Genomic DNA, 17601 nt, shown 5'->3' with positions numbered 1-17601 from the left:
ATGACCCATCGTATTATTATCGTCGGCGGCGGCGCCGGCGGCCTGGAGTTGGCTACCCGCCTGGGTAAGACTCTGGGCAAGCGCGGCACCGCCAGCATCACGCTGGTAGACGCCAACCTGACCCATATCTGGAAGCCGTTGCTGCACGAAGTGGCTGCCGGCTCGCTGAACTCTTCGGAAGACGAACTCAATTACGTCGCCCAGGCCAAATGGAACCACTTCGAGTTCCAACTGGGGCGCATGAGCGGACTCGACCGTGAGCAGAAAAAAATCCAGCTGGCCGCCACCCTCGATGAAGAGGGCCGTGAGCTGGTGCCCGCGCGCGTGCTGGGCTATGACAGCCTGGTGATTGCGGTCGGTAGCACCACCAACGATTTCGGTACCGAAGGCGCCGCACAGCACTGTCTGTTCCTCGACACCCGCAAGCAGGCCGAGCGCTTCCATCAGCAATTGCTCAACCACTACCTGCGCGCCCATGCCGGGCAGACCGATACCATTGAACAGATCAGCGTCGCCATCGTCGGCGCCGGTGCCACCGGCGTGGAACTGGCCGCAGAGCTGCATAACGCCGCCCATGAGCTGGCGGCCTATGGCCTGGACCGGATCAAACCGGAAAACATGCACATCACCCTGATCGAAGCCGGCCCACGGGTATTGCCCGCGCTGCCGGAGCGCATTGGCGGACCTGTGCATAAAACCCTGGAGAAACTTGGGGTGACCGTGCTGACCAACTCGGCGGTCAGCGAAGTGACGGCCGACGCGCTGATCACCAGCAGCGGCCAGGTGATTCCTGCCAGCCTCAAGGTGTGGGCAGCCGGTATTCGCGCGCCTGGCTTCCTCAAGGATATCGATGGCCTGGAAACCAACCGCATTAATCAGCTGCAAGTGCTGCCGACGCTGCAGACCACCCGCGACGAAAATATCTTCGCCTTTGGCGATTGTGCCGCCTGCCCGCAACCGGGCACTGACCGTAATGTACCGCCACGCGCCCAGGCGGCTCACCAGCAGGCCTCATTGCTGGCCAAGTCGCTGAAGCTGCGGATCGAGGGCAAGGACCTGCCATCTTACAAGTACACCGACTACGGCTCGCTGATCTCGCTGTCGCGGTTCTCGGCGGTAGGTAACCTGATGGGCAACCTCACCGGCAGCGTGATGCTCGAAGGCTGGCTGGCACGGATGTTCTATGTGTCGCTGTACCGCATGCACCAGATGGCGCTGTATGGCTTCTTCCGCACGGCGATGCTGATGCTGGGCAGCAAGATCGGACGCGGGACCGAGCCGCGCCTCAAGCTGCACTGATACCTCACAACCCTGTGGGCGCTGGCTTGCTGGCGATGGTGGAGGGTCAGCCGACTGAGCCGTCGCTGATACAACGCTTTCGCGGGCAAGCCCGCTCCCACATGGGGATTGCGCTGGCTGACTCCTTGTAGGTGCTGGCTTGCCGGCGATGGTGGTGGGTCAGCCGACTGAGCCGTCGCTGGTACAACGCTTTCGCGGGCAAGCCCGCTCCCACATGGGAGTTGCGCTGGCTGACTCCTTGTAGGCGCTGGCTTGCTGGCGATGGCGGTGGGTCAGCCGACGAAGGCGTCGCTGAGACAACGCTTTCGCGAGCAAGCCCGCTCCCACATGGGAATTGCGCTGGCTCACTCCTTGTAGGTGCTGGCTTGCCGGCGATGGTGGTGGGTCAGTCGACTAAGCCGTCGCTGGTACAACGCTTTCGCGGGCAAGCCCGCTCCCACATGGGAATTGCGCCGGCTGACTCCTTGTAGGCGCTCGCCTGCTGGCGATGGTGGTGGGTCAGCCGACGAAGCCGTCGCTGATACAACGCTTTCGCGGGCAAGCCCGCTCCCACATGGGAGTTGCGCTGGCGGACTCCTTGTAGGCGCTGGCTTGCTGGCGATGGTGGTGGGTCAGCCGACGAAGGTGTCGCTGATACAACGCTTTCGCGGGCAAGCCCGCTCCCACAGGGGAATTGCGCTGGCTGCCAGCTCCCACGTGGGAATTGCGCTGGCGCCTACAGAGGTCAAATTTCGGACAAAAAAAATCCCCGTATCTTTCGATACGGGGATTTTTAATATGGTCGGGGTAAGGGGATTCGAACTCCTGACATCCTGCTCCCAAAGCAGGCGCGCTACCGGACTGCGCTATACCCCGGTAAAAAAAAGGCGACCTTTCAGTCGCCTTCTTCGATCAGCGCTTTTGGCCTCTGATCTTAAGATTCGATTCCAGTGTTAACTGGTCTCAAAAATGGTGGGTCGTGTGGGATTCGAACCTACGACCAATTGGTTAAAAGCCAACTGCTCTACCAACTGAGCTAACGACCCAAATATGGTCGGGGTAGGGGGATTCGAACTCCCGACATCCTGCTCCCAAAGCAGGCGCGCTACCGGACTGCGCTATACCCCGGTTTGAAATTGGCTCCGTGACCAGGACTCGAACCTGGGACCCAATGATTAACAGTCATTTGCTCTACCGACTGAGCTATCACGGAACTACATATTTCAAAGTACAACTTTTGCTGCGGTGTAACCTTCTCTTCGACCCGTCCGTATCGCTACGTTCATGTCTCTGAGGCGCGCTATTCTACAATCTTAAAAACCCCTGTCAACCCTTTAAATTGCTTTTAAGACAATGATTTGCGCTTCTTTCTGATTTCTTCTTGGGGAGAAGAAACCCGTGGGCTGACGTTGCTGCGGGGCGCACTTTACAAGCCTTTGCCTTACAGTTCAACGCCCTATCGAAAAAAAAGGCCCCGCAATGCGGGGCCTCCTCTTATCGCCATACAGGCCGGGCTCAGTGGAAGACGATTTCGTCGTTTTCCACCGTCGCCGTGACGCTGGTGCCGGGCATGAAGCTGCCCGACAGGATCAACTGCGCCAGCGGGTTTTCGATCCAGCGCTGGATCGCACGCTTCAACGGCCGTGCGCCATACACCGGGTCGTAACCGACCGCGATCAGTTTGTCCAATGCCTCGCGACTCAGCTCCAGCGACAGCTCGCGCTCGGCCAGGCGGCCACGCAGGCGACCCAACTGGATCTCGGTAATGCCCGCGATCTGATCCCGCGCCAAAGGCTCGAAGATCACCACTTCATCGACCCGGTTGATAAATTCCGGACGGAAGTGCGTGGTCAGTGCGTCCATCACCGCAGCACGCTGCGCTTCGCGATCCCCCACCAACTCCTGGATCTGCGCCGAGCCCAGGTTGGAGGTCATCACGATCACCGTGTTGCGGAAGTCCACGGTACGCCCGTGACTGTCCGTCAGACGGCCATCTTCCAGCACCTGCAGCAGGATGTTGAACACATCCGGGTGGGCCTTCTCGACCTCGTCCAGCAGGATCACCGAGTAAGGCTTGCGCCGCACGGCTTCGGTCAGGTACCCGCCCTCCTCGTAGCCCACATAGCCTGGTGGCGCACCGATCAAGCGGGCCACCGAGTGTTTCTCCATGAATTCGGACATATCGATCCGCACCATGGCCTCTTCGGTATCAAAGAGGAACTCGGCCAAGGCCTTGCACAGCTCGGTCTTGCCCACGCCGGTCGGGCCGAGGAACATGAACGAGCCGCTTGGGCGGTTCGGGTCGGACAAGCCGGCCCGGGAACGCCGCACCGCGTTGGACACCGCGACCACCGCCTCTTCCTGGCCGATGACGCGTTGGTGCAAGAGGTGCTCCATCTTCAGCAACTTGTCGCGCTCGCCTTCGAGCATCTTCGACACCGGGATGCCGGTCCACTTGGAGACAACCTCGGCGATTTCCTCCTCGGTCACCTTGCTGCGCAGCAGCTGGTTCTCGCTGTGGCCATGCTGGTCGACCATCTGCAGGCTGCGTTCCAGGTCCGGAATTACCCCGTACTGCAACTCGGCCATGCGGTTCAGGTCGCCTTTACGGCGCGCCGCTTCCAACTCCTGACGCGACTGCTCGATCTTTTGCTGGATCTGGGCAGAGCCCTGTACTTCAGCCTTTTCCGAGGTCCAGATTTCTTCGAGGTCCGAGTATTCGCGTTCGAGGCGGACGATTTCTTCCTGGAGTTTTTCCAGGCGTTTCTTCGCCGCATCGTCCTCTTCTTTCTTCAGGGCCTGGGATTCGACTTTCAGTTGAATCAGGCGCCGATCCAGACGGTCGAGCACTTCCGGCTTGGAGTCGATCTCCATGCGGATGCGGCTGGCCGCTTCGTCGATCAGGTCGATGGCCTTGTCCGGCAACTGCCGGTCAGTGATATAGCGATGGCTCAATTTGGCCGCCGCAATGATCGCGCCGTCGGTAATCGCCACCTTATGGTGGACCTCATAGCGCTCTTTCAGGCCACGCAGGATCGCGATGGTGTCTTCTTCGCTCGGTTCTTCCACCAGCACTTTCTGGAAACGCCGCTCCAAGGCTGCGTCTTTCTCGATGTACTGGCGGTACTCGTTGAGCGTCGTGGCACCCACGCAATGCAACTCACCCCGCGCCAATGCGGGCTTGAGCATGTTGCCTGCGTCCATCGAGCCTTCGCCTTTACCGGCGCCGACCATGGTGTGCAGTTCGTCGATAAACAGAATGATCTGCCCTTCCTGCTTCGACAGCTCGTTCAACAGGGATTTGAGGCGCTCTTCGAATTCACCACGGAACTTGGCACCGGCGATCAGCGAACCCATGTCCAGGGACAACAGGCGCTTGCCTTTGAGACCGTCCGGCACTTCACCGTTGATGATGCGCTGGGCCAGGCCTTCGGCAATCGCGGTTTTACCCACGCCAGGCTCGCCGATCAGCACCGGGTTGTTCTTGGTGCGACGCTGCAGGACCTGGATAGTGCGACGAATCTCATCGTCACGGCCGATCACCGGATCCAGCTTGCCTTCTTCGGCGCGCTTGGTCAGGTCGACGGTGTACTTGTCCAGGGCCTGGCGCGACTCCTCATGGTTGGGGTCGTTGACCGCCTCGCCGCCGCGCAGGTTGTTGATGGCGTTTTCCAGGGCTTTCTTGCTCACGCCCTGGCCCAGCAACAATTTGCCAAGCTTGCTGTTGTCGTCCATGGCGGCGAGCAATACCAGCTCGCTGGAAATAAACTGGTCACCTTTCTGCTGGGCCAGGCGATCGGCCTGGTTGAGCAGACGTGCCAGGTCCTGCGACATGTTCACGTCGCCGGTAGGGTTTTGGATTTTCGGCAGTTGGTCGAGCTCTTTGCTCAACTCCTTGCGCAGGCTGTTGACGTCAAAGCCCACCTGCATCAGCAAGGGCTTGATAGAACCACCTTGCTGATCCAGAAGCGCCTGCATCAAGTGCGCAGGCTCGATGGCCGGGTGGTCGAGGCCCACCGCCAACGATTGAGAGTCCGATAAGGCCAACTGCAATTTGCTGGTTAAACGATCTATACGCATTAGTCACCTTCCTTTTGAGCAGGCCGGAGCTATGTGCGAGCGAGCTTGCTCGCGATAAACACATCCTGAATGAAGAAACCTGCCAGATACCCCTATAGATGGGGTGGATTCTGGAAGATTCAAGCGACCGACGGTTGATATGGATCAGCGTTGACCCAGATCAACAGAGTCTAGCGTTCAAGCCAGATAAGGGAGGCAAAACGACCGGTGCGGGGGCTGCGCCGGTAAGAAAAGAAGCGCGGGTCGGTGACGGTGCAGAAGCCGCCACCATAAACCGCGGTGATGCCACGTGCCGCCAGGCGCAGGCGGGCCAACTGGTAGATATCGGCCATGAACTTGCCTGGATTGCGGCTCGGCACAAAGGCTTCGGCGGCAACCGGCAGTTGCTGCATAAAGGCCTCACGCACTTCCGGGCCGACTTCAAAGGCCTGTGGACCGATGGCCGGGCCCAGCCACACCAACACCTCACCGGCATCGGTATCCAGGCTTTCGAAGGCGGCTTCGAGCACACCCGCTGCCAGGCCACGCCAGCCGGCATGAGCTGCTGCGACACGCGTGCCGGCACGGTTGCAGAATAATGCGGGCAGGCAATCGGCGGTCATGGATGTGCAGGCGATGCCGGGCGTACTGCTCCAACTGCCATCGGCTTCGACGGTCACTCCAGGATTCGCCTCGACCACCTTCACCCCATGGACCTGACGCAGCCAGGCGGGCTGGATATCAAAGGCATCAGTGAGACGACGACGGTTTTCGAGTACAGCCTCCAGGCTGTCCTCGACATGATCGCCCAGGTTGAGACTGTCGAACGGCGCCAGGCTGACGCCGCCCGCACGGGTGGTGACGCAGGCCTTGACCTGAGCCGGCGCGGGCCAGTCAGGAATCAGCCAGTCACTCATCCGATAAACGCCTCGCGATCCTGCTTGAGCAGCGACAGCAACCAGACCAGATCGTCTGGAAGAGGCGATTCCCAGCTCATCCGCTTACCGCTCGTCGGATGATCCAGCTCCAGGAAACGTGCATGCAGTGCCTGGCGCGGGAAGTTTTTCAGCGAATCAACCATGGTCGCACTGGCCGCCGGCGGAATGCGGAAGCGGCCACCGTAGGCCGGGTCGCCGACCAACGGGAAGTTGATATGGGCCATGTGCACACGAATCTGGTGGGTACGCCCGGTTTCCAGCTTGACCCGCACATGGGTGTGGGACCGGAAACGCTCCAGCACACGGTAGTGGCTGACGGCCTGCTTGCCACCTTCCATTACCGCCATACGCTGGCGCTGCTGGCCGTGGCGACCAATTGGGGCGTTGATCTTGCCACCCGCCACCACCACGCCGATCACGATGCACTCGTAGATCCGGCTGACACTGCGGCTCTGCAATTGCGTCACCAGCTGTGTCTGTGCCTGGATGGTCTTGGCCACCACCATCAGGCCGGTGGTGTCCTTGTCCAGGCGGTGCACGATGCCACAACGCGGGACATTGATGATGTCCGGCACGTGGTGCAACAGGGCATTGAGCAAGGTGCCATCAGCGTGCCCGGCCGCCGGGTGAACCACCAGGCCTGCGGGTTTGTTGATGACCAGGATGTCGTCGTCTTCATAGACGATATCCAGCTCGATGTCCTGGGCGACCCATTCTCCCTGGGCTTCCTGCTCGGCAGTCAGCTCAAGAATCGCACCGCCATGCACTATGTCTCGCGGGCGGATAACCGCTCCATCCACAGTCAGGCGGCCGTCTTTGATCCAGGCGGAAAGGCGCGAGCGCGAGTGCTCAGCGAATAATTGTGCGGCGACTTGATCGAGGCGTTGGCCGCCCAATTCGGACGGCACCTCTGCGCGAAGTTCAATTTTATCGGACATGCTCAGACTAGGCGTGGCACAGCCTTTGGTTTCGGCTGCGCGCTTGTGGTTAAATACGGCGTCTTTTGCCCCGAGGCTTTCAACGGGGCGCTCATCATAACAGGACGGCCCCGCCCAAGACAGCGGCCGTCATAGGGACGCAAGCCGCCATGCAAGTGAAACACCTGCTGCTGATCGCCATCCTCGCCATGACTGCTGCTTGCTCGTCAACAAAGGAAGTCGTCGACGAAAACCTGAGCGAAGTCGAGTTGTACCAACTGGCTCAGAAAGACTTGGACAATAATAGCTACACCAGCGCCACAGCGAAGCTGAAGGCACTGGAGTCGCGCTATCCGTTCGGGCGCTACGCCGACCAGGCCCAGCTCGAGCTGATCTACGCCAACTACAAGAACGCCGAGCCGGAAGCTGCCAAGTCCGCCGCCGAGCGTTTCATCCGCCTGCACCCGCAGCACCCGAACGTCGACTACGCCTACTACATGAAGGGCCTGACCTCATTCGACCAGGACGTCGGCCTGCTGGCGCGCTTCCTGCCGCTGGACATGACCAAGCGTGACCCGGGCGCTGCCCGCGACTCCTACAACGAGTTCGCCCAGCTGACCAGCCGCTTCCCCAACAGCCGCTACGCGCCGGACGCCAAGCAGCGCATGATCTACCTGCGCAACCTGCTGGCTTCCTACGAGATTCACGTGGCTCACTACTACCTGACCCGTCAGGCTTATGTAGCGGCAGCCAACCGTGGTCGTTATGTCGTGGAAAACTTCCAGGAAACGCCTTCGGTCGGTGATGGCCTGGCAGTGATGACCGAGGCTTACCAGCGCCTGCACCTGGACGAACTGGCCAGCACCAGCCTGGAAACCCTCAAGCTCAACTACCCTGACCACCCAAGCCTGAAGGACGGCCAGTTCGTGCCTCAGGTTGCCGAAGCCGACAACCGTTCGTGGCTTAGCAAGTACACCCTGGGCCTGATCGAGTCGCGTCCGCCGCTGCCGCCGGGCGAAACCCGCGCCAACCAGGACGTGATCAAGCAGTACCAGGACGCGAAGGACGCGATCCCTTCGGACCTCAAGCCACACGACGAGAACGGCGACGTGATCGAAGAGCAAGAGCCGCAGGCCCTGGGCAACAACCAGGATCGCTCGTGGTTCAGCTACATGACCTTCGGTGTGTTCGACTGATTCAGTCGACGCAACGCAAAAGGGAGCCACACGGGGCTCCCTTTTTTATGCGCCAGCATTATTGCGCTGTGCGCCTGTCGCGTCCTTGGCTAAACTGGCGCATTACTTATCGAGAAGCTGCCCATCATGGTTCGTCTACTGTTCTGGATTGCCGTCATTGCTGCCGCGGTATGGTTCTGGCGCAAATTCAAAAGCCCGACCGCCAGACAGCAACGCCCCGGCGAACCGGGCGCAGCCCTGATGGTGCGCTGCGCACATTGCGGCGTGCATCTGCCGCAGGATCGCGCCCTCAGCTCACGCCAGGAGTGGTATTGCACCCAGGCGCATCTGGAACAGGGGCCGAAGTCTATCCAGCGTTGAGGCGACCAGCGGGCGCGTAGGGCGCTGGATCAATGATCGGCGCTCGCTCCAGCAACAAATCCGCAAACAGCTGGCAGGACGCCGGCGCCAGCACCAGGCCATTGCGGTAATGCCCGCAGTTGAGCCATAGCCCATTAAAGCCCGGCACCTGGCCGATATACGGAATACCTTCCGGAGAGCCGGGGCGTAAACCGGCCCAGTGCCCCACCACTTCGGCATCTGCCAAGGCTGGAATCAGCTCCACCGCCGACGCCTTCAAGCTTTCCAGCGCGGTGTCGGTAGGCGTCTTGTCGAAGCCTTCATGCTCCAGGGTGCTGCCGATCAGGATGTGCCCATCGCGCCGGGGAATCGCATAGCGCCCCTTGGCCAGGACCATGCTCGAGAGGAAATCCGAGGCGCATTTGTACAGAATCATCTGTCCCTTGACCGGCTCCACCGGCAGCGCCAACCCCAGCGTACCGAGCAGCTGACCACTCCACGCCCCCGCCGCCAGCACGACCTGATCGCCATGGATCGGGCCATCCGCAGTGTTCACGCCCACGACATTGCCATCCTCGAGGACAAAACCAGCTACCTCGCATTGCTCGTGAATCGTCACACCCGGCAACGCCAACAGTGCCGCCTTGAGCGATTTGACCAACCGCGGGTTGCGCACATTGGCCACGTTGGCCATGTAGATCGCCCGGGCATAGCCGCCGCCCAGTACCGGTACGGCATCGTGGGCAGCGGACACATCCACTTTGCTCAACGGCCGGCCTTCACGTGCCGCCCAGGCCAGGGCCTCGGCTTCATCATCCAGATCGAGCCAGTACAACCCGGTGGTATGCACCTCCGGGTCAACGCCTGTGGCCGCAAACAGCCGCTCGGCCAGCTGCGGATAAAAATCCTGGGACCAATGGGCCAGCGCAGTGACCGCCGGGCTGTAGCGCCATGGGTACAAGGGAGAAACAATGCCACCGCCGGCCCAGGAAGACTCCTGCCCCACGCCCGCGCGCTCCAGCAGCACCACCGCCTGCCCTTGCGTCGCCAGGTTGTACGCCGTCAACAAGCCGATAACACCGCCACCGACAATCACCACTTGCTGTTGCTTAGCCATCATTTGATCCAGCCGATAAATAGGAACAAGCGCACCCGGCGCCCAATCATCCAGCACTCTCATCATTGCCCCCAGCATGTCTTGCGCGGCATGGCGGGTGCGGCGCCAGGGTTGGCCCGCGCACCGCTGCTGGTCAGGCTGAAGTCACCGCAGGGATCGCCGGCCATTCCCGAGTCGACGGCAGGCGTAGCCACCAGGCGGTAATCCTGAGGGTTCAATGCTGCGGTGATTCTATAGCGATCATTGCCCGTACTGACGCCGCTTGCGTCAATAAAAGTACCGTTCCTCGCATAAAAGCGCTCCAGGTACTGAGCCTGCTCGGTCAACAGCGCGACGATCTCGGCGCGATAGACTTTTTTCACATGACCGGCGTACCCGGGGTAAGCGATACCGGCCAGAAGCCCGATGATCGCCACGGCGATCAGTAACTCGATCAGGGTAAAACCCTGGCTATCCATGTCCATCCCTCTACTCCTTATTGAAGTTGTCGCCAGGCCACTCGCCGAAACCACGACCGCCCGTCCTCCTCTACCCGCACATACACACTCTCCAGCACCGTACGCGATTGGCCACTGAGCCCGACCGCGGTCACTCGGTACAAGGTGGCCGGGGTTTGCGCCGGCAAATGCGCCACCCCCACGCCAGTCCCCAGGGCTTGAACACCGTAGAGACCACTTTTCAGGCCGGCCCAATTCACGCCCGACACGGGATTCACGCCAGCACCTGTCACCGAGAACGCCTCACCCGGTGGCGCACAGGTGACGAACGATTGGCACGGCGCTAACCCCGCAAACTCCCGCCGCACCCTTGACTCACCCAGCCTCAAGCCACTTTCAGCCGTCTGAAATGACTGGTTGCGATGCCAGAGGCTCGCGGCGATCTTTTGCTGAGTCACAGCCATTTGCATCGATGACAAACCGACCAGCGACAACAGCAGCAGAAACACCAGGCTGATCAACAGCACCATGCCGCCTTGACGAGAAAACACCATGGCAGCCCTACCCCACACGGTTTCGCAGCGCCGCCGCGACGCTGTAGGTTTGATCCTTGACCCGGCCGGTCGGGTCTTGCAGCGTCATCAGGATGCGCACGCTGCGTATCAAGGCAGCGTCGACCGGGCTGTCGTCGTAGCGCGCCACCGTCAATGAGTCCAACCTGTCAGCCATGCCAAAACTGATTTCGAAACGCTGCACGTTATCCACCAGCACCGCCTTGGCCGGCGCAGCAGGCGTGCTGACCTTCAACTGCCCCGCCTCAAAGGTGTAGGTAAGCTGGCGTAGCGCAAAAGAGATTTGCCCAGGCGTTGGCGCAGGTGCGCTGGCGGAGTAGGCATGGGCAGTGCCGGTGCAGTCGGACAGCACTGTCCAGTCGGGCTTGCCACCTGCGATATCAGCGGTGATCAACGTCAGCGACTTTGAGGCGCCCACGGCACTCCAGGCGACAGGCCGATCAAAGGCCGGCGGGGCATTCTCGATAAACGCTGTCGCCAGGCAGCCAAACATGCCGGCCTGGCGAATGTCCTGGATCAACTTGCCCAGGGCAAACCGCGCATCATCCTGCAGCAACATCGCCGCCTGCTGACTGGCAGAGGTCGTTCGCGAGCTGATCGCCACCTGGCTCACGCCGAGGATCAGCACCAGCCCGACGGCCAGGGCCAACAGTAATTCCACCAGGCTGAAACCGCGTGCGTCCCTCCTCACTGTGCGGCCTCCATGCGACTGGTCAGGGTGAAGGTTTCGCGCGCACCCGGGGTATGCGTGCCGCGTTGATCGTTCCAACTGATGCTGACAGTCACCTCATTGGCGCCGATCACCACCGAACCCGTCGCGCTCTCCCCGGCGAAACCGCGAATATTCGCCTCGAAGTCATGCAGATCCAGATCGCGCACGCTGGCGTTTGCGGTACTGGCCGGCACGCTCGCCCCGGCGCGCCAAGCGTAATCGGCACCGGCATTGGCGCGAATTCGGTCGAGCATGTCGTAGGCGATGAAACTGGCCTGGCTGGTCATCCGTGAACTGTCGGTGTACTTGAGCGCGTTCAATTGGATCACTGCCGCACCCAGCAGGCCGACGGCGAGAATCAACACCGCCATCAGCACCTCGATCAAGGTAGTGCCGCCCTGGTGCCTGGGCGCGGCATTAAAAAAGCAGGTAGTCGGACAGGCAAGCATTACCGTCGTCATCCGTGTCGAAGGCCAAGGGAAGCAGGAAAATCCTGCTGTGCGGCCCAAGACTAGCGTCGGTTTTCAGCCCGCGCTGCTGCGGGAACAAAGGGAAATACTTTGGACATGAAGGCCATCATCCGTTACCGCCGACGTGGCGCTATACCTACGGCAGCACCCCAACACTGAATCGGGTCCACGGAGGGACAGCACATGCGACAACACGGTTTTACCCTGATCGAACTGCTGCTAGGGCTGATCGTGAGCAGCATCCTGGCGCACCTGGCGGTGCCCAACTTCAAGCATCTGCTGGCGTCCCAGCAACGACAAAGTGCCGCACAATCGCTGGCGAGCGCGCTGCGCTTTGCACGCACGCAAGCCATTGCACGCAACCAGGCGGTGGTGATTCACGCACGCGAAGACGACTGGAGCCAGGGTTGGCGGGTGATAGTGGATGTGAGTGGACGCGGCCATCTGGACGACGACAACCCGGTGCTGCTGGAGCGCCAGGACAGCGGGCAAGTAGCGATCGTGGGCAATGGGCCGGTCAAGAGCCAGGTTCGCTTCAGCGGGTTGGGTGAACCGGTATTTTCAGGTGGGGGATTCCGCGCCGGTACCGTGCACGTGTGCGCCACGGACGAGGCTCAGAGCCTGCACCAGATAGTGCTGGCCCCCAGCGGGCGCATCAGCCTGCGCAGCGACAGGGCCGAGCAGGCGTTGTGCCGCAGCTACTCCGGCACCCTGGCAGTCAGAGCAGCGAGCGAACCCGCAGCTCCTTGGGCATGGAGAAAGTGATGTTCTCTTCACGACCGGCCAATTCATCCGCGCCGGTAGCGCCCCAGGCGTGCAGCTGCTGGATAACACCGCGCACCAGCACTTCCGGGGCCGAAGCGCCCGCAGTAATACCAATTCGCTCGACGCCATCGAACCAGCTGCGCTGCATGTCCTCCGCACCGTCGATCAGGTACGCCGGTGTCGCCATGCGCTCAGCCAACTCGCGCAGGCGGTTGGAGTTGGAGCTGTTAGGGCTGCCGACCACCAGCACGACGTCGCACTCATTGGCCAGTTGCTTGACCGCGTCCTGGCGGTTCTGGGTGGCGTAGCAGATGTCGTCCTTGCGTGGCCCGCCAATGGCCGGGAAGCGGCTGCGCAGCGCGTCGATCACGCGACTGGTATCGTCCATGGACAAGGTTGTCTGGGTCACGAAGGCCAAACGCTCGGGGTTGCGCACCTGCAGGTTGGCGACGTCTTTCTCGTCTTCCACCAGGTAGATGGCGCCGCCGTTGCTGGCGTCGTACTGCCCCATTGTGCCTTCGACTTCAGGGTGCCCGGCGTGGCCGATGAGGATGCATTCACGGCCGTCACGGCTGTAGCGCGCGACCTCGATATGCACCTTGGTGACCAGTGGGCAGGTGGCATCGAATACTTTCAGGCCACGGCCTGCCGCTTCGGTACGCACCGCCTGGGAAACACCGTGGGCGCTGAAGATGACGATAACGTCGTCCGGCACCTGGTCCAGCTCTTCGACGAAGATGGCACCGCGCGCGCGCAGGTCTTCGACCACGAATTTGTTGTGGACGACTTCATGACGCACGTAAATCGGCGGCCCGAAGACTTCCAGGGCGCGATTGACGATTTCGATCGCCCGGTCCACGCCGGCGCAGAAGCCACGCGGGTTGGCGAGTTTGATTTGCATGCTGTGCCTCGTGTCTTTGTAGGAGCTGGCTTGCCTGCGATGCAGTCGACTCGGTGTAGAAGGTAAACCGAGTGGATGCAATCGCAGGCAAACCAGCTCCTACAGGAACCGGTTTTGTCGGTCAGATTGCTTTAACGTCGATGATTTCAACGTCGAACGTCAAGGTTTTACCGGCCAACGGGTGGTTGAAGTCGATGGTCACTTGCGCGTCATCGAAGGTTTTGACCACACCTGGCAGCTCGGTATTCGCCGCGTCGTTGAAGATCACCAGCAGGCCTTCCGACAGGTCCATGTCCTGGAACTGCGAACGCGGGATGATCTGCACGTTTTGCGGGTTGGGCTGGCCAAAAGCGTTTTCCGGCAGGATTTGCAGGGTGCGCTTGTCGCCGGACTTGAAACCAAACAGGGCTGCTTCAAAACCCGGCAGCAGGTTGCCGTCGCCGACCTTGAAGGTCGCCGGGGCTTTGTCGAACGTACTGTCGACCGTGTCGCCATTCTCCAGGCGCAGTGCGAAATGCAAAGTGACTTCCGTGTTCTGGCCGATGCGTTGCTCAGCCAATACCTGATCAGTCATTGACGGTCTCTCCGGTTTTCTTGCTCTTGAACATATCCAACGCCAGCATGATTGCACCGACGGTGATGGCGCTGTCGGCGAAGTTGAATGCCGGGAAATACCAGCGGTTCTGCCAATGCACCAAAATGAAGTCGATCACATGGCCCAGGGCAATGCGGTCGTACAGGTTGCCGAGCGCGCCACCCAGCACCAGCGCCAGGGCGATGGCGAGCCAGGTGTCATCGCGGCCCAGGCGTTTGAGCCAGACCACCAGCACCGCACTGACCACCACGGCGATCAGGGCGAACAGCCAGCGCTGCCAACCGCCACTGTCAGCCAGGAAGCTGAAAGCGGCGCCGGTGTTGTAGGCCAAGGTCCAGCTGAAGTAATCCGGGATCACCACGATCTGCTGGAACATCTCCAGCGAGCCTTCGAAATGAGCCTTGCTGACCTGGTCGATGACCAGGACCAGCACGCTCAGTACGAGCCAGCCCAGGCGTCCGAAACGACTGGCGTTAGGCATAGTGGCGAACCTCGCCAGTACCGCTGATGTTATCCACGCAACGGCCGCAGATTTCCGGATGCTCAGGGTTCACGCCGACATCTTCACGGCAGTGCCAGCAACGGGCGCACTTGGGGAAGGCCGACTTGACGACTTTGAGCTTGAGGCCCGGCACTTCAGTGGCCACGGCATCGGCCGGCGCCTGGGCAAAAGGTGCCAGGCTCGCGGTCGAGGTGATCAGCACGAAGCGCAGCTCGTTGCTCAGCTTGGCCAGGTCAGCGGTCAGGCCTTCCTCGGCAAACAGGGTGACTTCGGCTTGCAGGTTGCCACCGACGGCCTTGGCCGCACGCTGCACTTCCAGCTCCTTGTTCACCGCAACCTTCACGGCCATCACGCCTTCCCAGTACTCACGGCCCAGTTCGAAGTCGGCCGGCAGTTCGGTCAGGCCTTCGTACCAGGTGTTGAGCATCACCGATTCGTTACGCTCGCCCGGCAGGTATTCCCACAGTTCGTCGGCGGTGAAGGCCAGGATCGGTGCGATCCAGCGCACCAGCGCTTCGGAGATGTGATACAGCGCGGTCTGCGCCGAACGGCGTGCCTTGCTGTTAGCGCCGGTGGTGTACTGGCGGTCCTTGATGATGTCGAGGTAGAAACCACCCAGCTCCTGCACGCAGAAGTTGTGGATCTTCGAGTAGACGTTCCAGAAGCGGTATTCGCCGTAGTGTTCCTGCAACTCGCGTTGCAGCAATAGGGTACGGTCCACGGCCCAACGGTCCAGGGCGAGCATGTCCTCGGCCGGCAGAATGTCGGTGGCCGGGTTGAAACCGGTCAGGTTCGACAGCAGGAAGCGTGCGGTATTACGGATCCGGCGGTAGGCATCGGCGCTACGCTGCAGGATCTGGTCCGACACGGCGATTTCGCCCGAGTAGTCGGTCGACGCGACCCACAGGCGCATGATGTCGGCGCCCAGGGTGTCATTGATCTTTTTCGGCTCGATCACGTTCTTCAGCGACTTGGACATCTTGCGACCCGTCTCGTCGACGGTGAAGCCGTGGGTCAGCAATTCGCGATACGGTGCGTGGTTGTCGATAGCGCAACCCGTCAGCAACGAGGAGTGGAACCAGCCACGGTGTTGGTCCGAGCCTTCCAGGTACAGGTCGGCGCGCGGACCGCTCGCGTGGCCCATCGGGTGCGAGCCGCGCAGCACGTGCCAGTGGGTGGTACCCGAATCGAACCAGACGTCAAGGGTGTCGCTGATCTTGTCGTACAGCGGCGCTTCGTCGCCCAGCAGTTCGGCAGCGTCCAGCTTGAACCAGGCTTCGATGCCTTCCTGTTCAACGCGCTGGGCCACTTCTTCCATCAGTTCGACGGTGCGCGGATGCAGCTCGCCGCTTTCCTTGTTGAGGAAAAACGGGATTGGCACGCCCCAGTTACGCTGGCGGGAGATGCACCAGTCCGGGCGGTTGGCGATCATCGAGTGCAGGCGCGCCTGGCCCCAGGCCGGGACGAACTTGGTGTCTTCGATGGCTTTGAGCGAACGGACACGCAGGGTGTCACCGCTGGTCGGCTCTTTGTCCATGCCGATAAACCACTGCGCGGTGGCGCGGTAGATCAGCGGGGTCTTGTGGCGCCAGCAGTGCATGTAGCTGTGCTTGATGGTGTCGGTCTGCATCAGCGCACCGACTTCGCGCAGCTTGTCGATGATCGGCTGGTCGGCCTTGAAGATGAACTGGCCGCCGAAGAATTCGAGCGAAGGCACGTAGACGCCGTTGCTTTGCACCGGGTTGATGATGTCGTCGTTGACCAGGCCGTATTTCTTGCAGATGACAAAGTCGTCCACGCCATACGCTGGCGAGCAGTGAACAATGCCAGTACCCGAACCCAGTTCGACGTAGTCAGCCAGGTACACCGGCGACAGGCGGTCATAGAACGGGTGACGGAAATTGATCAGCTCCAGCGCGGAGCCTGTGGTGGTGGCGATCACCGCACCTTGCAGCTCATAACGCGCCAGGCAGGCCTCGACCATTTCCTCGGCCAGCACCAGCAGGCGATCACCGACGTCCACCAGGGCGTAGGTGAATTCCGGGTGCACGTTCAGCGCCTGGTTGGCCGGGATGGTCCACGGCGTAGTGGTCCAGATCACGATGGCTGCGGGCTTGCTCAGGCTTGCCAGGCCAAAGGCCTCGGCCAGCTTGGCGTCGTCGGCAATCGGGAAGGCCACGTCGATGGTCGAGGACTTCTTGTCTTCGTACTCGACTTCCGCTTCAGCCAGGGCCGAGCCGCAGTCGAAACACCAGTTCACCGGCTTGAGGCCCTTGAACACGAAACCGCCCTTGACGATTTCGGCCAAGGCACGGATTTCACCGGCCTCGTTCTTGAAGTTCATGGTCTTGTACGGGTTGTCCCACTCGCCGAGCACGCCCAGGCGGATGAATTCGGACTTCTGCCCTTCGATCTGCTCGGTGGCGTAGGCACGGCACAGTTCGCGGGTTTTATCCGCGCCCAGGTTCTTGCCGTAGGTCACTTCGACTTTGTGTTCGATCGGCAGCCCGTGGCAGTCCCAGCCAGGGACATACGGCGCGTCGAAACCGGAAAGGGTTTTCGAGCGCAGGATCATGTCCTTGAGAATCTTGTTCAGCGCATGACCGATGTGAATCGTGCCGTTGGCATAAGGAGGGCCGTCGTGCAGGACGAACTTCGGACGATCCTTGCCAATTTCGCGCAACTTTCCGTACAGGCCAATACTGTCCCAGCGCTGCAGGATCTGCGGTTCGCGCTGTGGCAGGCCGGCCTTCATTGGGAAGGCGGTGTCCGGAAGGTTTAGCGTGGCTTTATAGTCGGTCAT

The 17601-nt window shown here is 61.1% G+C and carries 16 protein-coding genes and 4 tRNA genes; 4 read left to right on the top strand and 16 right to left on the bottom strand.

Annotated elements, in window-relative coordinates; all coding sequences use genetic code 11:
* On the top strand, positions 1-1299 hold the full coding sequence (locus tag BBG20_RS04385) for an NAD(P)/FAD-dependent oxidoreductase (RefSeq protein WP_065900570.1): 1299 nt from the start codon (positions 1-3) through the stop codon (positions 1297-1299).
* Positions 1300-2077: 778 nt separating this feature from the next.
* Here the strand turns inward: BBG20_RS04385 and BBG20_RS04380 are convergent.
* From BBG20_RS04380 to rluD, 7 genes are all read right to left on the bottom strand, one after another.
* Positions 2078-2154 (bottom strand) — tRNA-Pro (locus tag BBG20_RS04380).
* 94 nt (positions 2155-2248) lie between these two features.
* Positions 2249-2324 (bottom strand) — tRNA-Lys (locus BBG20_RS04375).
* A gap of 5 nt (positions 2325-2329) precedes the next feature.
* Positions 2330-2406: transfer RNA gene (locus BBG20_RS04370), tRNA-Pro, on the bottom strand.
* A 9-nt stretch (positions 2407-2415) separates the two neighbouring features.
* Positions 2416-2491: transfer RNA gene (locus tag BBG20_RS04365), tRNA-Asn, on the bottom strand.
* A gap of 302 nt (positions 2492-2793) precedes the next feature.
* On the bottom strand, positions 2794-5358 hold the full coding sequence (clpB, locus tag BBG20_RS04360; RefSeq protein ID WP_065900568.1) for an ATP-dependent chaperone ClpB: 2565 nt from the start codon (positions 5356-5358) through the stop codon (positions 2794-2796).
* Between the two features lie 170 nt (positions 5359-5528).
* Positions 5529-6254, bottom strand: coding sequence for a peptidoglycan editing factor PgeF (gene pgeF / locus BBG20_RS04355; protein WP_065900566.1), 726 nt, complete (start codon positions 6252-6254; stop codon positions 5529-5531).
* Positions 6251-7213, bottom strand: a complete 963-nt coding sequence (gene rluD / locus BBG20_RS04350; RefSeq protein WP_010213248.1) for a 23S rRNA pseudouridine(1911/1915/1917) synthase RluD — start codon at positions 7211-7213, stop codon at positions 6251-6253. The genes pgeF and rluD overlap by 4 nt, the downstream gene beginning before the upstream one ends.
* Positions 7214-7362: 149 nt before the next feature.
* On the opposite strand from rluD, the gene BBG20_RS04345 reads away from it, so the two are divergent.
* Both BBG20_RS04345 and BBG20_RS04340 read left to right on the top strand, forming a co-directional pair.
* Positions 7363-8388: an outer membrane protein assembly factor BamD gene (locus BBG20_RS04345; protein ID WP_065900564.1), complete on the top strand. Its 1026-nt coding sequence runs from the start codon at positions 7363-7365 to the stop codon at positions 8386-8388.
* A 126-nt stretch (positions 8389-8514) separates the two neighbouring features.
* Positions 8515-8748: a PP0621 family protein gene (locus BBG20_RS04340; RefSeq protein WP_065900562.1), complete on the top strand. Its 234-nt coding sequence runs from the start codon at positions 8515-8517 to the stop codon at positions 8746-8748.
* On the opposite strand, the gene thiO is transcribed toward BBG20_RS04340, so the two are convergent.
* From thiO to pilV, 5 genes are all read right to left on the bottom strand, one after another.
* On the bottom strand, positions 8735-9844 hold the full coding sequence (thiO, locus tag BBG20_RS04335) for a glycine oxidase ThiO (RefSeq protein ID WP_065900560.1): 1110 nt from the start codon (positions 9842-9844) through the stop codon (positions 8735-8737). The two genes, BBG20_RS04340 and thiO, sit on opposite strands and share 14 nt — an antisense overlap.
* A gap of 62 nt (positions 9845-9906) precedes the next feature.
* Positions 9907-10308 (bottom strand): type IV pilin protein, encoded by a 402-nt coding sequence (locus BBG20_RS04330; RefSeq protein ID WP_065900558.1) that lies wholly within the window; start codon positions 10306-10308, stop codon positions 9907-9909.
* 11 nt (positions 10309-10319) lie between these two features.
* Positions 10320-10835, bottom strand: coding sequence for a pilus assembly PilX family protein (locus BBG20_RS04325; RefSeq protein WP_065900902.1), 516 nt, complete (start codon positions 10833-10835; stop codon positions 10320-10322).
* A gap of 7 nt (positions 10836-10842) precedes the next feature.
* Positions 10843-11544: a PilW family protein gene (locus tag BBG20_RS04320; RefSeq protein WP_065900556.1), complete on the bottom strand. Its 702-nt coding sequence runs from the start codon at positions 11542-11544 to the stop codon at positions 10843-10845.
* On the bottom strand, positions 11541-12014 hold the full coding sequence (pilV, locus tag BBG20_RS04315; RefSeq protein ID WP_065900554.1) for a type IV pilus modification protein PilV: 474 nt from the start codon (positions 12012-12014) through the stop codon (positions 11541-11543). Before pilV ends, BBG20_RS04320 begins: the two co-directional genes overlap by 4 nt.
* 204 nt (positions 12015-12218) lie before the next feature.
* Between pilV and BBG20_RS04310 the strand changes: the two genes are divergently transcribed.
* The gene (locus BBG20_RS04310) at positions 12219-12800 is read left to right on the top strand and encodes a GspH/FimT family pseudopilin (RefSeq protein WP_065900552.1); all 582 of its coding nucleotides are present in this window, start codon (positions 12219-12221) and stop codon (positions 12798-12800) included.
* Here the strand turns inward: BBG20_RS04310 and ispH are convergent.
* The 4 genes from ispH to ileS form a co-directional block, all read right to left on the bottom strand.
* Entirely contained in the window at positions 12754-13701 is a 948-nt protein-coding gene (gene ispH, locus BBG20_RS04305; protein WP_065900550.1) for a 4-hydroxy-3-methylbut-2-enyl diphosphate reductase, read from the bottom strand. The two genes, BBG20_RS04310 and ispH, sit on opposite strands and share 47 nt — an antisense overlap.
* 121 nt (positions 13702-13822) lie before the next feature.
* The gene (fkpB, locus tag BBG20_RS04300) at positions 13823-14260 is read right to left on the bottom strand and encodes an FKBP-type peptidyl-prolyl cis-trans isomerase (protein ID WP_177343921.1); all 438 of its coding nucleotides are present in this window, start codon (positions 14258-14260) and stop codon (positions 13823-13825) included.
* A 7-nt stretch (positions 14261-14267) separates the two neighbouring features.
* Complete coding sequence (lspA, locus tag BBG20_RS04295) at positions 14268-14777, bottom strand: signal peptidase II (protein WP_065900545.1); 510 nt, start codon at positions 14775-14777, stop codon at positions 14268-14270.
* Entirely contained in the window at positions 14770-17601 is a 2832-nt protein-coding gene (ileS, locus tag BBG20_RS04290) for an isoleucine--tRNA ligase (protein WP_065900543.1), read from the bottom strand. The genes lspA and ileS overlap by 8 nt, the downstream gene beginning before the upstream one ends.

The organism is Pseudomonas aylmerensis (assembly GCF_001702265.1).
In the GTDB taxonomy this organism is placed as follows: Bacteria; Pseudomonadota; Gammaproteobacteria; order Pseudomonadales; family Pseudomonadaceae; genus Aquipseudomonas; species Aquipseudomonas aylmerensis.
This window is presented reverse-complemented; position numbering and strand designations above follow the sequence as displayed.